This is a genomic window from Curtobacterium sp. MCBD17_030 (assembly GCF_003224255.1).
Taxonomy (GTDB): Bacteria; Actinomycetota; Actinomycetes; order Actinomycetales; family Microbacteriaceae; genus Curtobacterium.
In genome coordinates, this window is sequence record NZ_QKLI01000002.1 from 234,123 (window position 1) to 248,785 (window position 14,663).

The 14,663-nt window shown below is 71.3% G+C and carries 13 protein-coding genes; 11 read left to right on the forward strand and 2 right to left on the reverse strand.

The window, feature by feature from the left end; translation table 11 throughout:
• Positions 1-49: 49 nt before the first annotated feature.
• From DEI89_RS03875 to DEI89_RS03925, 11 genes are all read left to right on the forward strand, one after another.
• Complete coding sequence (locus tag DEI89_RS03875) at positions 50-1,570, forward strand: ABC transporter ATP-binding protein (RefSeq protein ID WP_110902713.1); 1,521 nt, start codon at positions 50-52, stop codon at positions 1,568-1,570.
• Positions 1,567-2,982, forward strand: a complete 1,416-nt coding sequence (locus tag DEI89_RS03880; RefSeq protein WP_375537764.1) for an ABC transporter permease — start codon at positions 1,567-1,569, stop codon at positions 2,980-2,982. The genes DEI89_RS03875 and DEI89_RS03880 overlap by 4 nt, the downstream gene beginning before the upstream one ends.
• Complete coding sequence (locus tag DEI89_RS03885) at positions 2,979-4,268, forward strand: ABC transporter permease (protein ID WP_110902714.1); 1,290 nt, start codon at positions 2,979-2,981, stop codon at positions 4,266-4,268. Before DEI89_RS03880 ends, DEI89_RS03885 begins: the two co-directional genes overlap by 4 nt.
• 144 nt (positions 4,269-4,412) lie before the next feature.
• A complete protein-coding gene (locus tag DEI89_RS03890) occupies positions 4,413-4,952 on the forward strand; it encodes a cytidine deaminase (RefSeq protein WP_375537621.1) in 540 nt (179 codons plus the stop codon).
• Position 4,953: 1 nt separating this feature from the next.
• Entirely contained in the window at positions 4,954-6,240 is a 1,287-nt protein-coding gene (locus DEI89_RS03895) for a thymidine phosphorylase (protein WP_110902715.1), read from the forward strand.
• 133 nt (positions 6,241-6,373) lie between these two features.
• Entirely contained in the window at positions 6,374-7,486 is a 1,113-nt protein-coding gene (locus tag DEI89_RS03900) for an adenosine deaminase (RefSeq protein ID WP_110902716.1), read from the forward strand.
• A gap of 4 nt (positions 7,487-7,490) precedes the next feature.
• A complete protein-coding gene (locus DEI89_RS03905) occupies positions 7,491-7,940 on the forward strand; it encodes a PTS sugar transporter subunit IIA (protein ID WP_110902717.1) in 450 nt (149 codons plus the stop codon).
• Positions 7,937-8,209 carry a PTS sugar transporter subunit IIB gene (locus DEI89_RS03910; RefSeq protein WP_110902718.1) on the forward strand — a complete coding sequence of 91 codons (273 nt, stop codon included), beginning with the start codon at positions 7,937-7,939 and terminating at the stop codon, positions 8,207-8,209. Before DEI89_RS03905 ends, DEI89_RS03910 begins: the two co-directional genes overlap by 4 nt.
• Positions 8,210-8,233: 24 nt before the next feature.
• Complete coding sequence (locus DEI89_RS03915) at positions 8,234-9,064, forward strand: purine-nucleoside phosphorylase (protein ID WP_110902719.1); 831 nt, start codon at positions 8,234-8,236, stop codon at positions 9,062-9,064.
• On the forward strand, positions 9,061-10,692 hold the full coding sequence (locus tag DEI89_RS03920) for a phospho-sugar mutase (protein ID WP_110902720.1): 1,632 nt from the start codon (positions 9,061-9,063) through the stop codon (positions 10,690-10,692). Before DEI89_RS03915 ends, DEI89_RS03920 begins: the two co-directional genes overlap by 4 nt.
• Positions 10,693-10,904: 212 nt before the next feature.
• Entirely contained in the window at positions 10,905-11,855 is a 951-nt protein-coding gene (locus tag DEI89_RS03925; protein ID WP_146236667.1) for a hypothetical protein, read from the forward strand.
• 129 nt (positions 11,856-11,984) lie between these two features.
• Here the strand turns inward: DEI89_RS03925 and DEI89_RS03930 are convergent, their stop codons facing one another.
• A complete protein-coding gene (locus DEI89_RS03930) occupies positions 11,985-13,760 on the reverse strand; it encodes a biotin carboxylase N-terminal domain-containing protein (protein WP_110902722.1) in 1,776 nt (591 codons plus the stop codon).
• A 116-nt stretch (positions 13,761-13,876) separates the two neighbouring features.
• A complete protein-coding gene (locus DEI89_RS03935) occupies positions 13,877-14,650 on the reverse strand; it encodes a nucleoside triphosphate pyrophosphatase (protein WP_110902723.1) in 774 nt (257 codons plus the stop codon).
• Positions 14,651-14,663: the final 13 nt, after the last annotated feature.

Sequence of the window (14,663 nt, forward strand, 5' to 3'; positions counted from 1 at the left end):
GCGCGCACGGGGACCCGTGCGCGCCCGAGACAGAAATAGACTCACCGACATGAAGCTCGAACTCCGCGGCATCACGAAGCGGTTCGGCACCCTGGTCGCCAACGACCACATCTCGATCACCGTCGAACCGGGCGAGGTGCACTGTCTCCTCGGCGAGAACGGTGCGGGCAAGTCGACCCTGATGAACGTCCTCTACGGCATGTACCAGGCCGAGGAGGGCGAGATCCTGCTCGACGACGTCGTCCAGCACTTCGACGGACCGGGCGACGCCATGCGCTCCGGCATCGGCATGGTGCACCAGCACTTCATGCTCGTCCCCGTCTTCACCGTGGCCGAGAACGTCATGCTCGGGCAGGAGGAGACGGCGTTCGGTGGCCGTCTCGACCTCGCCGGTGCCCGCAGGCGTGTCCGTGAGATCTCCGAGCGGTTCGGGTTCGACGTCGACCCCGACGCCCGGGTCGAGGACCTGCCTGTCGGTGTCCAGCAGCGCGTGGAGATCATCAAGGCGCTCTCCCGTGACGCCTCCGTGCTGGTGTTCGACGAGCCGACGGCCGTCCTCACCCCGCAGGAGACCGACGAGCTGATGGGCATCATGGGCCAGCTCCGCGAGGCCGGCACCGCCATCGTCTTCATCACGCACAAGCTCCGCGAGGTCCGTGAGGTCGCCGACCGCATCACCGTGATCCGCCTCGGCAAGGTCGTGGGGGAAGCGTCCCCGACCGCGTCGAACAGCGAACTCGCGGCGCTGATGGTCGGCCGCAGCGTCGAACTCGTCGTCGAGAAGGCCCCGGCCACCCCGGGCGAGGCAGCCCTGGTCGTCGAGGGTCTCACCGTCACCGACCCCGCCGGCCTCGTGCTGGTCGACGACGTCTCGTTCACGGTCCGCCGTGGCGAGGTGCTCGCGATCGCGGGCGTGCAGGGCAACGGCCAGACCGAGCTGACCGAGGCGATCATGGGCCTCGAGCCGGTGCGCTCCGGCCGGATCACCCTGGACGGGCGCGAGGTCACCGGCCGCAGCGTCAAGCAGATCCTGGACGCCGGAGTCGGGTTCGTCCCCGAGGACCGCAAGGAAGACGGCCTGGTCGGCGAGTTCACCATCGCCGAGAACCTCATGCTCGACCGCGCCGACGCCGCCGACTTCGTCCGTGCCGGCACCATCCGCGCCGCCGAGCGGGACGCCTTCGCCGACGAGAAGATCGCGGAGTTCGACATCCGCACGCCCGGCCGGACCACCGCGGCCGGCCGGCTCTCCGGCGGCAACCAGCAGAAGATCGTCCTGGCCCGCGAACTCAGCCGCCCCCTGCGGCTCTTCGTCGCCGCGCAGCCCACCCGCGGCATCGACGTCGGCTCGATCGAGTTCGTGCACAAGCGCATCGTCGAGACCCGCGACAGCGGCGTCCCGGTGATCGTCGTCTCCACCGAGCTCGACGAAGTCGTCGCGCTCGCCGACCGGATCGCCGTGATGTACCGCGGCGCGATCGTCGGCGTCGTCCCCGCGTCCACACCCCGGGACGTCCTCGGACTCATGATGGCGGGCGAACTGCCCGCAGGAACGGAGCTCGCCGCGTGAGCGACCCCACGCCGCAGCACGACGGCCCCACGCCGTCGGACCGCACCACACCCACCCACGCGACAACGGGCCTCCCGGCCGACGCCGACACGACGCGTGCCGACGCGACGCGTGCCGACGCGACCCCCGCCGTCGACGACCGCCTGCAGGAGGTCACCGGCGCACCGCACCTGATGACCGACTCGGCGACCGACAGCGAGCGCCGCGAAGGACGCTGGAGCGACGCACTCCGGAGCATCGTGAACGGCTCGGTCCTGACCACCGTCCTCGCAGTGGTCCTGGCCCTCGTCGCCAGCGGTGTCCTCATCGCCCTCACCGACAAGGACGTCCAGGCCGCAGCCGGGTACTTCTTCGCCCGTCCGCTCGACACGCTCCGGGCGGTCGGGACGGCCGTCGGCGGTTCGTACTCGTCGCTGTTCCAGGGCTCGGTCATCAACTTCGGTGCCCCGTCGTTCGCGACCGCGATCGCCCCGATCACGCGCTCCGTCGACTACGCGGTGCCGCTCGTCGCCGCCGGTCTCGGCGTCGCGGTCGCGTTCCGCACCGGCCTGTTCAACATCGGCGGTCAGGGACAGGTCCTGATGGCCGCCGCGGCCGCCGGCTGGGTCGGGTTCTCGTTCGACCTGCCCGCCGTCGTGCACATCCCGCTCACGATCCTCGCCGGCATCGTCGGCGGTGCGGTGTGGGCAGGCATCGTCGGGCTCCTCAAGGCCCGGACCGGTGCCAACGAGGTCGTCCTGACGATCATGCTCAACTACGTCGCGCTGTACCTGGTGAGCTTCATGCTCCGCACCCCCGGCCTCCTGCAGGCCGGCGGCAGCCCGAACCCGATCTCGCCGGCGACCCGCGACTCGGCGGTCCTGCCGTCGCTGTTCGGCTCCCGGTTCGGCATCGACGTCGGCTTCATCGTCGCCCTCGTCGCGGTCGTCGTCGTGTGGTGGCTGATGAACAAGTCGTCCCTCGGCTTCCGCTTCCGCACGGTGGGCGAGAACCCCCGTGCCGCTCGCGTCGCCGGCATGAGCGTACCGATGCTCACCATCTGGGTGATGGTCATCTCGGGTGCCCTCATCGGCATCGCCGGCGCCTACCAGGTCGAGGGTGCCGTCACGACCGGCTTCACCTCGGGCATCGACGCCGGCATCGGGTTCGACGCGATCACCGTCGCGCTGCTCGGCCGCTCGAAGCCGTGGGGCACCTTCTGGGCCGCGATCCTGTTCGGGGTGCTCAAGAACGGTGGCTACGCGATGCAGGCCGCCAACGGCATCCCGATCGACATCGTCGGCGTCATCCAGGCACTCATCGTCCTGTTCATCGCGGCCCCGCCGCTCGTCCGCGCGGTCTTCCGGATCCCGCAGCCGGGCGCACGTCGTCGCACCCGTAAGAACTCCGAGCGGAAGGCGGTCGCCGCGTGAGCACCCTCAGTCCCACCGCGGTCCCGGCGACCCCCGTCGCCGACCGTGCGGTCGAGACCACCCGCAGCTGGAAGGCACCGATCGCGTTCGCCGTGTTCTCGGTGCTCGCCGCCGTGCTGTTCCTCGGCGTCCGCCGTGGCGGCACGACCACGTTCCGACTCGCCAACGCCGGTGACTTCGTGCAGCTGCCGAACGTCGGTCTGCCGTCGCTGGCGACCGGCGTGGTGGTCGTCGTCCTGCTGTCGTTGGGCACCGCCGTCGCCTTCTTCCTGGTCGGGCGGTACCGTCCGGTGCCGCTGTGGCTGACGAGCGTCTTCGCGGTCGTCTTCGTCGTCGGGTTCCTCACCTGGGCAGCCGCCGGCAAGACGATCCCGCTGCCCGGCCTGTTGGTCGGCGCGATCGGCCTCAGCGTCCCGCTGGTGTTCGGCGCCCTCGGCGGGGTCATCTCCGAGCGCGTCGGCGTCGTGAACATCGCCATCGAGGGACAGTTCCTCGCCGGTGCGTTCACCTCGGCGCTCATCGCCTCGCTGACCGGGTCCGCCTGGGTCGGGTTGATCGGTGCGCTCGTCGCAGGTGTGCTCGTGTCGTTCGTCCTCGCGGCGTTCAGCATCAAGTACCTCGTCGACCAGGTCATCGTCGGTGTGGTCATCAACGCGTTCATCTCCGGGCTCACCGGGTTCCTGTACTCGCAGGTGCTCTCGCCGTCCGAGACGACCCTGAACGTCGGCATCCGCTTCCCGAAGACCGAGATCCCGGTCCTGCACCAGATCCCGGTGATCGGCCCGGTGTTCTTCGAGCAGACCGTCATCGTCTACCTGGCGTACATCGCGGTGGCCGTGGTGACCTTCGCCCTGTTCAAGACCCGCTGGGGCCTCCGCCTCCGCGCGGTCGGCGAGCACCCGGAGGCGGCGGACACCGTCGGCATCAACGTCACCGGCACGCGCTTCTGGAACGTCTCGCTCGCCGGTGCGATCGCGGGTCTGGGCGGCGCCTACTTCACGCTCGACGCGGTCGGTCCGTTCACGAAGGACATGACGGCAGGCGCGGGCTACATCGCCCTGGCCGCGGTCATCTTCGGCCGGTGGGACCCGATCAAGGCGACGCTGGCAGCCCTGCTGTTCGGCTTCGCGTCGAACCTGCAGAACACGCTCGGAGCGATCAACTCGCCGGTGCCCAGCGAGTTCCTGCTGATGCTGCCCTACGTCGTGACGATCTTCGCGGTCGCCGGTCTGGTCGGGCAGTCGCGGGGTCCGGCGGCGTCCGGCAAGCCCTACATCAAGAACTGAGCGATCGGCGGGACACCGGTGTCCGTCGGTGCGAACCGCGTCGACACGCGGTTCGATGGACCGACACCGGTGTCCCGCTGTACGACACCGCACGACGGCGCGCGAGAGCGCGCGACACCGCACCACGCACGGGAGGCACGCCACATGACCGACACGAACGCTGCGGGAGACCACGGGGTCGGCACCGACCCCGAGACCGGCGAGCCGGTCTGGACGGACCCGGCCACGAGCCTCCCGGCCGACGCCGAGGCACCGATCGACGGGAGCGCCCACGTCGACGTCGACGTGGACTGGGACGCTCTCCGCGAGGCGGCCACGACCGCGATGGGCCGCGCCTACGTGCCGTACTCGTCCTTCCCGGTGGGGGCCGCGGCGCTCACCGACGACGGCCGGATCGTGTCCGGCTGCAACGTCGAGAACGCCTCGTACGGTGTGACCCTGTGTGCCGAGTGCTCGCTCGTGTCGCAACTGTTCATGACAGGCGGCGGCAAGCTCGTCGCGTTCACCTGCGTCGACGGCGACGGGGCGACCCTGATGCCGTGCGGCCGCTGCCGCCAGCTGCTGTTCGAGCACTCCACCGAGGGCATGCTCCTCGAGACGGTCTCGGGCATCCGCACCATCGACGAGGTCCTGCCGGACGCCTTCGGCCCGCGGACCCTCGCCACCTACCGGCAGGAGCACTGACATGGCCGTCGAGCCGTTCGACACCGTCGACCTCATCCGCACGAAGCGCTCCAGCGGGACCCTGTCCACCGCCGAGATCGACTGGCTCGTCGACGCGTACACGCGCGGCTACGTCGGCGACGAGCAGATGGCCGCGCTCGCGATGGCGATCTTCCTCAACGGCATGGAGCGTCGGGAGATCCGGGACCTCACGCTCGCGATGATCGCGTCGGGGGAGCGGATGTCGTTCGGCTCGCTCGGCAAGACCACGGTCGACAAGCACTCCACCGGAGGCGTCGGCGACAAGATCACCCTGCCGCTCGCACCGCTCGTCGCCACGTTCGGCGTCGCGGTGCCGCAGCTCTCCGGCCGCGGACTCGGGCACACCGGTGGCACGCTCGACAAGCTCGAGTCGATCCCGGGATGGCAGGCGGCACTCTCGAACGAGCGCATGACGGCGGTGCTGCAGGACGTCGGTGCCGTCATCTGTGCCGCGGGCTCCGGCCTGGCACCCGCCGACAAGAAGCTCTACGCCCTCCGTGACATCACCGGCACGGTCGAGTGCATCCCGCTCATCGCGTCGAGCATCATGTCGAAGAAGATCGCCGAGGGCACCGCAGCGCTCGTCCTCGACGTGAAGTTCGGCTCCGGCGCGTTCGTGGCGGACTTCGAGCAGTCGAAGCTGCTGGCGCAGACGATGGTCGACCTCGGCAAGGACGCCGGGGTCGCGACGTCGGCGCTCCTCACCGACATGGAGGTCCCGCTCGGCCTGACGATCGGCAACGCCCTCGAGGTCCGTGAGTCCGTCGAGGTCCTCGCCGGCGGCGGTCCCGCCGACGTGGTGTCGCTGACCCTCTCGCTCGCGGAGGAGATGCTGCGCCTGGCCGGGGTCACCGACGCGGACCCGGCCGCCGCGCTCGCCGACGGCCGCGCGATGGACACCTGGCGCCGGATGATCGAGGCGCAGGGCGGCGCCGCCTCGGCCGCACTGCCGGTCGCAGCGGAGACGCACGTCGTCACCGCCACCGAGTCCGGTGTGCTCACCACCCAGCAGGCGCTCCCCTTCGGCATCGCGGCGTGGCGCCTGGGTGCCGGACGGGCCCGGGCGCAGGACCCGGTGCAGGCCGGCGCCGGCATCGAGCTGCACGTCAAACCGGGTGACGCCGTCACCGCCGGCCAGCCGCTGTGGACGCTGCACACCGACGAGCCGGCCCGCTTCGAGCGGGCCCTCGAGTCGCTCGAGGGGGCGTGGTCGATCGGGGAGTCCGCGCCCGAGCGCGGACCGATCGTGCGCGAACGGATCCAGTAGCGGCCCGCTGCCCGCATCGCACCATCCGGACCGGAGGCTCCCCGCACGACGTGTGGGGAGCCTCCAGTCCGTGGTCCACACCCTTGTCGACGGCGCCCTGCGGCGGCCGGTGACCACCGGTAGCCTTGTGCGCATGAGCGACGCCGCCCCCATCTACCGCCTGCCCGACGCCGGAGCGGTCATCAACGACCTCCCCAAGGTCTCGCTGCACGACCACCTGGACGGCGGCCTCCGCCCCGCGACGATCATCGAGCTCGCCGCGACCGACGGCGTCGAGCTGCCGACCACCGACCCGACCGAGCTCGCCACGTGGTTCGCCGACCAGTCGAACTCCGGCTCCCTGGTCGAGTACCTCAAGACCTTCGACGTGACCACCGCGGTCATGCAGACCGCAGCCGGTCTGACCCGCGTCGCGAAGGAGTTCGTCGAGGACCTCGTCGCGGACGGCGTCGTCTACGGTGAGATCCGCTGGGCGCCGGAGCAGCACCTGCAGCGTGGCCTGACCCTCGACCAGACGGTGGAAGCCGTGCAGGCCGGGATCGAGGAAGCGGTCGACGCCGCCGGCGGGTCCATCCGGATCGGCCAGCTCGTCACCGCCATGCGGCACGCCGACCGGTCGATGGAGATCGCCGAGCTCGCCGTCCGCCACCGCGACCACGGCGTCGTCGGCTTCGACATCGCCGGCGCCGAAGCCGGGTTCCCGGCGTCGGACCACCGTGCGGCGTTCGACTACCTGGCCTCCGAGCTGTTCCCGGTCACGGTGCACGCCGGTGAAGCCGACGGTCTCGCGTCGATCCGCTCGGCGCTCGTCGACGGTCGCGCACTGCGACTCGGCCACGGTGTCCGCGTGTTCGAGGACGTCTCGCTGGCGGACGGCGGCGACGGCTCTATGCTCGCCACCCTCGGCGAGGTCGCGTCCTGGGTCCGCGACCGTGAGATCCCGCTCGAGGTCTCGCCGTCCTCGAACCTGCAGACCGGCGCCATCGCCGCGTGGGGTGACGACCTGGCCGACCACCCCATCGACGTCCTGTACCAGCTCGGGTTCCGCGTCACGGTGAACACCGACAACCGCCTGATGAGCAACACCTCGCTGTCGAAGGAGCTCGCGCTGCTGGCCGGCACGTTCGGCTACGACCTCGACGACCTGGCCGCGTTCCAGATCAACGCCGCGCTCGGGACCTTCCTGCCGCTGGAGGACCGTGAGGAGATCATCGCCGCGATCACCGCCGGGTACGCGGAGGCCTGAGTCGATGGGCCTGCCACCGCTGCCGGACCCGGCCGTCGTCCTCGGGGCGTCCGCGTCGTCGTGGCGTGACGCGCTGCGGACGGCCGGCGGCGCCCTCGTGGCCTCCGGAGCGACCACCGATGCGTACACCGACGCCATGATCGGCATGGTGGAGGAACACGGGGCGTACATCGTCATCTCGCCGGGGCTGGCGTTCGCGCACGCCCGGCCGGGGTCCAGCGTGCTGCGTGACGGTCTGGCGGTCGTGACCCTCGCCGCACCGGTCGTGTTCGGGCACCCGCACAACGACCCGGTCTCGGTCGTCCTCGGCCTGGCCGTGGCCGAGGTCGGGACGCACCTCGAGTCGATCGGCGCGATCGCGAACCTGTTCAACGACGCCTCGGTCACCGGGCGGCTCGCTGCCGCCGTCACGGCCGACGAGGTCCGGGCCATCATGGGAGTGACGACGGCATGAAGATCGTGACCATCTGCGGCGCGGGCATCGGTGCCAGCGCGATCCTCAAGGTGAACGCGGAGAAGGCGCTGGCGACGCTCGGACTGACCGCAGAGGTCGTCGCGGCCGACGTCGCCTCGGTGCGGGACGTGTCCGACGACGCCAACGTGATCCTCACGAGCCAGGAGTTCGTCGAGGCCGTCGGGACGACGTACGCCGAGGTCATCGTGATCCGGAACCACTTCGACCAGAGCGAGATCACGGCGGCTGTGGAGAAGGCGCTGGGCTGACCGGCCGCCCGGTACGATCGGCGCATGGTCAGCACCGAGAACCCCCTGAACGACCCCGCCGTCGACCCCTTCGACGTGGCCCGCGACGCCGCCGCAGTGATCGCTGAGCGGTCCGGTATCGAACGCCACGACGTCGCCCTGACGCTCGGCTCCGGCTGGGGCAAGGCCGCCGACCTGCTCGGGGAGACCGTCTCCGAGATCCCCGCGGCGGACGTCCCCGGGTTCAGTGCCTCGGCCGTCCCCGGGCACTCCGGCACCGTCCGGTCGATCCGTCTCGCCGACGGACGGCACGCGCTCGTCATCGGTGCCCGGACCCACTACTACGAGAACCACGGCGTGCGTCGCGTCGTGCACAGCGTGCGGACCGCCGCTGCCACGGGTGCCTCGGTCATGGTCCTCACCAACGGTGCCGGGGGCATCAAGGAGACCTGGACGCCCGGCACCCCGGTCCTCATCAGCGACCACATCAACCTGACCGCCGACAGCCCGCTCGAGGGTGCGACGTTCGTCGACCTGACCGACCTGTACTCGGCACGCCTCCGTGCGGTCGCGAAGTCCGTCGACCCGTCCCTCGACGAAGGCGTCTACACGCAGTTCCGCGGCCCGCACTACGAGACCCCGGCCGAGGTCCAGATGGCGAAAGCGATCGGCGGGCACATCGTCGGCATGTCGACGGCGCTCGAGGCCATCGCCGCTCGTCAGGCCGGCATGGAGATCCTCGGCTTCTCGCTCATCACGAACCTGGCAGCCGGCATCCAGAAGACGCCGCTGTCCCACACCGAGGTGCTCGAGGCCGGCAAGCAGGCCGAGCCGGTCATCGCCGACCTGCTCGCCCGCGTGGTGGCGGCACTGTGAGCGTCGTCGACACCGCCAGGGCCTGGATCGAGCAGGACCCCGACGACGAAACCCGGGCCGAGCTCCAGCAGCTCGTCGACGCCGAGGACACGGAGGAGCTCGCAGCCCGCTTCGCCGGACGGCTGGAGTTCGGCACCGCGGGCCTCCGGGCCGAGCTCGGAGCGGGTCCGCTCCGCATGAACCGCGTCGTCGTGACGCAGGCCGCCGCGGGGCTCGCCCGCTTCCTCATCGACTCCGGCCGCGATCGCAGCGTCGTCATCGGCTACGACGGCCGGGTCAACTCGGACGTCTTCGCGCGGGACTCGGCCGAGGTCATGCGCGGCCTGGGTCTCGACGTGACGCTGCTGCCCTCGGCGCTGCCGACACCGCTCGTCGCGTTCGCCGTCCGGCACCTGGGCGTCGGCGCGGGCGTCATGGTGACGGCGAGCCACAACCCGCCGCGGGACAACGGCTACAAGGTGTACCTCGGCGGGGACGACGAGGGCTCGCAGATCGTGCCGCCGGTCGACGGTGAGATCGCCGCCGCCATCGACGTCGTCGCATCCGGGGACATCCGCTCGCTCACCCGGGCGACGGACTACACCGTCGCCGATGCGTCGCTCGTCCAGGCCTACGTGGACGCGACGGCTGCGACCGTACCGGCCCCGGGCCTCCCGGCCGATGCGCAGCCGTCCGTCGTCTACACGGCCATGCACGGGGTCGGGTGGGAGACCGCTCGCGCGGTGTTCGCGCAGGCGGGCTTCCGCGAGCCGGCGGTCGTGCCGGAGCAGATCGAACCGGACGGCGCCTTCCCGACCGTCTCGTTCCCGAACCCCGAGGAGCCGGGCGCCATGGACCTGGCGATCGCCCGGGGTGTCGCGGTGGGTGCCGACCTGGTGATCGCGAACGACCCGGACGCCGACCGACTGGCGCTCGCGATCCCGGACGGCTCCGGCTCGTACCGGCGTCTCGCTGGCAACGAGGTCGGATGGCTCCTCGGCTGGCGCGCCGCCGCACGGGCCGCCGACGCCGGCGTGACCGGGGTGCTCGCCGCGTCGATCGTGAGCTCGCCCGCCCTCGCACGCGTCGCCGAGCAGTACGGACTCGGGCACCGGGACACGCTGACGGGCTTCAAGTGGGTGTCCCGCGTGCCCGACCTGCTCTTCGGGTACGAAGAGGCGCTCGGGTACCTGGTCGACCCGCAGGTCATCCGCGACAAGGACGGCATCTCCGCTGCACTGGAGCTGCTGTCGCTGGCGACCGAACTCGCTGCCGAGGGCAAGACCATCGCGGACCAGCTCGAGGCGTTCGCTGAGCGGTTCGGTGCCTTCGCCTCCGGGCAGGTGGCCACACGCGTGGACGACCTGTCACGCATCGGGGAGATCATGGCGTCGCTCCGGACGTCCACCCCGACGGACCTCGGCGGTGTCGAGATCACGTCGGTGACGGACTTCCTCGACGGGGTCGAGGGCTTCCCGCCGTCGGACATCCTGCGCTTCGACCTGGACGGTGGCGCGCGGGTCATCGTCCGCCCGAGTGGTACCGAGCCGAAGGTGAAGGTCTACATCGACACGGTCGCTGGGACCTCCGCCGAAGCCACCGCGCTGGCCGACCGCCTGGCCGCGGCCGTCCGCCCGCTGGTCTCGTAGGGCGGCGCCGCCGCGCCGCCGCGTCGCGCCTGCGCCTGCGCCTGCGCACAACAGGAACTCGCTCGCGCCGCTGCATCCCGCGGTTCGAGCGGGTTCCTGTTGTGCGGCGTCAGTCGAAACCGGGCTCCTGCACGACAGCGGGAGCCAGCGCGGTCGTCCACAGGGTCGGCGAACGTCCTGCGGTGGCGGTGGGCGTCCGTGAGGCTGAGGAGATGCAACGACTCGAGATCATCAGGGGTGGGAGCGTCGACCCCACCGGCCGTCGCGGTCGGGACCTCGTCGCAGCGGCCGACCGGGGCGCACTCGTCCGGCCCGCACCCGGCAGGTTCGTCGACGCAGAGCGCTGGCGGGCGGCGGACGCCCGCGTCCGCCATCTTGCTCGCCTCGACGTGGTCGACGAGTTGACCGCTCCGCGCCTCGTGCTGTCCCATGTGTCAGCCCTCGCCCTGCACGGGCTGCCCTGGAGCGGTGAGTTCCCCGAGGTCGTCGATGTCATCGATCCCGAGCGGGAGACGTCCCAGTCCCTCCGGCTGCTGCGGAAGCACCCCGGGAAGGGCCGGTCGATGGGTCTCGCCCGGGCATCCTCGGGCCGGCCGGTCACGGACCTCCGGAGCACCGTCGTCGACATCGCGCTCACGCAGGACCTCCGACGTTCCGTGCCCGTCCTCGACGTCGCGCTCCAGCGCGGTGTCGACCGGTCGACGCTCCGAGCTGAGCTGAACGTCAAGAGGGCCGTGCACGGCCGGGATCGTGCACGGTTCGCGATCGAGTTCGCCGACCCAGGCAGTGGCTCGGTGGGGGAGTCGATCGCCCGTGTGGCGTTGGACGAGCTCGGAGCGCCGCGGGCCGAACTCCAGACCGAGTTCCACGACGCGGCGGGCTTCGTGGCGCGGGTCGACTTCTGGTTCCCCGACCACGGCGTCGTCCTCGAGTTCGACGGTGCCGCGAAGTACCGGCACCCGGCCATGCGCGCCGCGGGCCTCACCGCGGAGGACGTCCTCCTCCAGGAGAAGCGCCGCGAGGACCGGCTCCGCCGTGTGTCCGACGTCCGTCGAATCGGTCGGTTCGGGTGGCCGGAGACGCAGGACACGGAGCGGCTCCGAGCGCTGCTGCTGGGGCTGGGCCTCCCGCTCGAGACCCGACGTTTCCGCCGGATCCGCTGACGCTGCGTCCGCTGGTTCCAGCTTGCGCCGCACAACAGGAACCGCCCCAAACCGCGGGAAGCCGTGGTTCGGGGCGGTTCCTGTTGTGCGCAGCCGATCGGCACCGGGCGCCGGGCGCCGCGGGGGGACCTACGTGAGCTCGAGCAGGACGTGACCCGAGGAGACCGTCCGGCCGACGGGGGCGTTCAGGCCGGTGACGATGCCGTCCTTGTGTGCCTGGACAGGCTGCTCCATCTTCATGGCCTCGAGGACGACGAGCAGGTCGCCCTTCACCACGGTGTCACCCTCGGCGACCGCGAGCTTCACCACGGTGGCCTGCATGGGCGACGCGACCGACGAACCCGACGCCGCACGGCCACCCTTGACGCCGGAGGACCGACGCTTCGGGGGAGCGGACGGGCCGGACGGACGACGCGCGCCGCCGGCACCACCACCGACGATCGAGGGCATGGTCACCTCGATGCGCTTGCCCTGCACCTCGACGACGACGCTCTCGCGCTCGCCCGGCGCGGGCAGCTCCTCGGGGGAACCGCTCCAGGCCGGGATGTCGTTCACGAAGTCCGTCTCGATCCACTGCGTGTAGACCGAGAACGGCGTCGCGTCGTCGGTGGCGAACGCGGGGTCCGCGACGACGGCACGGTGGAACGGGATGACCGTCGGCAGGCCGGCGACCTCGAACTCGGCCAGGGCACGACGGGACCGCTCGAGCGCCTCTGCACGCGTGGAACCGGTGACGATGAGCTTCGCGAGCATCGAGTCGAACGAGCCCGAGACGACGTCGCCGGACACCACGCCGGAGTCGACGCGGACGCCGGGGCCGGACGGTGCGTTGAACACGTGGACGGGGCCCGGCGCGGGGAAGAAGTTGCGGCCCGGGTCCTCGCCGTTGATGCGGAACTCGAACGAGTGGCCGCGCGGGGTCGGGTCGGCGTAGTCGAGCGTGCCGCCCTCGGCGATGCGGAACTGCTCGCGGACGAGGTCGATGCCGGTGACCTCTTCGGAGACGCAGTGCTCGACCTGCAGGCGCGTGTTGACCTCGAGGAACGAGACCGTGCCGTCGGCGCCGATGAGGAACTCGCAGGTACCGGCACCGACGTAGCCGACCTCGCGGAGGATCGCCTTCGACGACTCGTACAACAGGGTCTGCTGCGCCTCGGTGAGGTACGGCGCCGGTGCTTCCTCGACGAGCTTCTGGTGGCGTCGCTGCAGGGAGCAGTCGCGTGTGGACACGACGACGACGTTGCCGTGCTCGTCCGCGAGGCACTGGGTCTCGACGTGCCGCGGCTTGTCGAGGTACTTCTCGACGAAGCACTCGCCTCGGCCGAAGGCGGCGATGGCCTCGCGCGTGGCGGACTCGAACAACTCGGGGATGGAGGCCCGGTCCCGCGCCACCTTCAGGCCACGGCCACCGCCACCGAAGGCGGCCTTGATCGCGACGGGCAGCCCGACCTCGTCGGCGAAGGCGACGACCTCGGACACGTCCTGCACCGGCTCGATCGTGCCGGGGGCGAGGGGGGCGCCGACCTTCTCGGCCACGTGCCGTGCGGAGACCTTGTCGCCGAGACGCTCGATCGAGTCGGGCGACGGCCCGATCCAGGTGAGCCCGGCGTCGATGACGGCGCGCGCGAAGTCGGCGTTCTCGGCGAGGAAGCCGTACCCGGGGTGCACGGCGTCGGCGCCGGATCGTCGGGCGACCGAGATGATCTTCTCGATCACCAGGTAGGTGTCGGCGCTCGTGGTGCCGTTCAGCGCGTAGGCCTCGTCGGCGAGGCGGGCGTGCAGGGCGTCGCGGTCCTGGTCGGCGTAGACCGCCACCGAGGCCTTGCCCGCATCGCGGGCCGCTCGGACGATGCGGACGGCGATCTCGCCGCGGTTCGCGATGAGGACCTTGCTGATGCGGGTCATGGGACATCAGCGTATTCGTGCACCAGGGTCGTGTTTTGACCGCCATCCACAAGAAACACCGCGCGCAGCAGGTGGATCTCTACAGGCGGGGAGGTGGCGAGCGCGCCGGCGGGCTCCTACCGTGTCCAGAGGTCGTGCCAGGCGATCCCGAACCCCCGCAGGAGCATCGACCGCAGCATCGGCAGCGACAGACCGACGACGGCCGAGGGTGCTCCGTCGATCCGCGTGATGAAGGCGGCGGCGCGCCCGTCGATCGTGAACGCGCCGGCGACTTCGAGCGGCTCGCCGGTCGCGACGTACGCGTCGATCTCCGCGGGCGTCATGTCGTCGGCGAACGTCAGCACGGCGCTGTCCACCGCGACGACCCGGTCACCGTCCACGACGAGCGCGGAACCGCCCGGTGTGACCGGCCCCAGGTCGCCCACGGGGCGGACGGGAGGCGCGTCACCAGCCCGTCCCGCGCCTCCCGTCCCGGCAGTGGCCACCCCGACCCCGGCGCGCCGGTCCACGACGCAGTGCCCGCTCCACAGCGTGCCGCCGCCCGCGGCGAGCATCTGCCGCCACCGCTCGCGGGCCACCTCCGGGTCGTGCGGCTTGCCGTACAGCACCCCGTCGACCTCGAAGGCGGAGTCGCCGCCGAAGACGATGCCGTCGAGGCCGGTGTCGGTGCCGTCCGCCAGCTCGACGCGCCCGTCCGCGACCGCCGTCGCCTTCGCGACCGCGAGCAGCGACACGAGTTCCGGTCCGGTGAGTCCGCGACCGAGTCGGTCCCGCTCGGTGGCCGCCACTGCGTCCTCGTCGACCCCCGGCGAGACGAGCACCGGTTCGATCCCGGACTGCGCCAGGAGCGCGCGACGGGCGGGGGAGGTGCTCGCGAGGTACAGACGCATGGGAACATCGAAC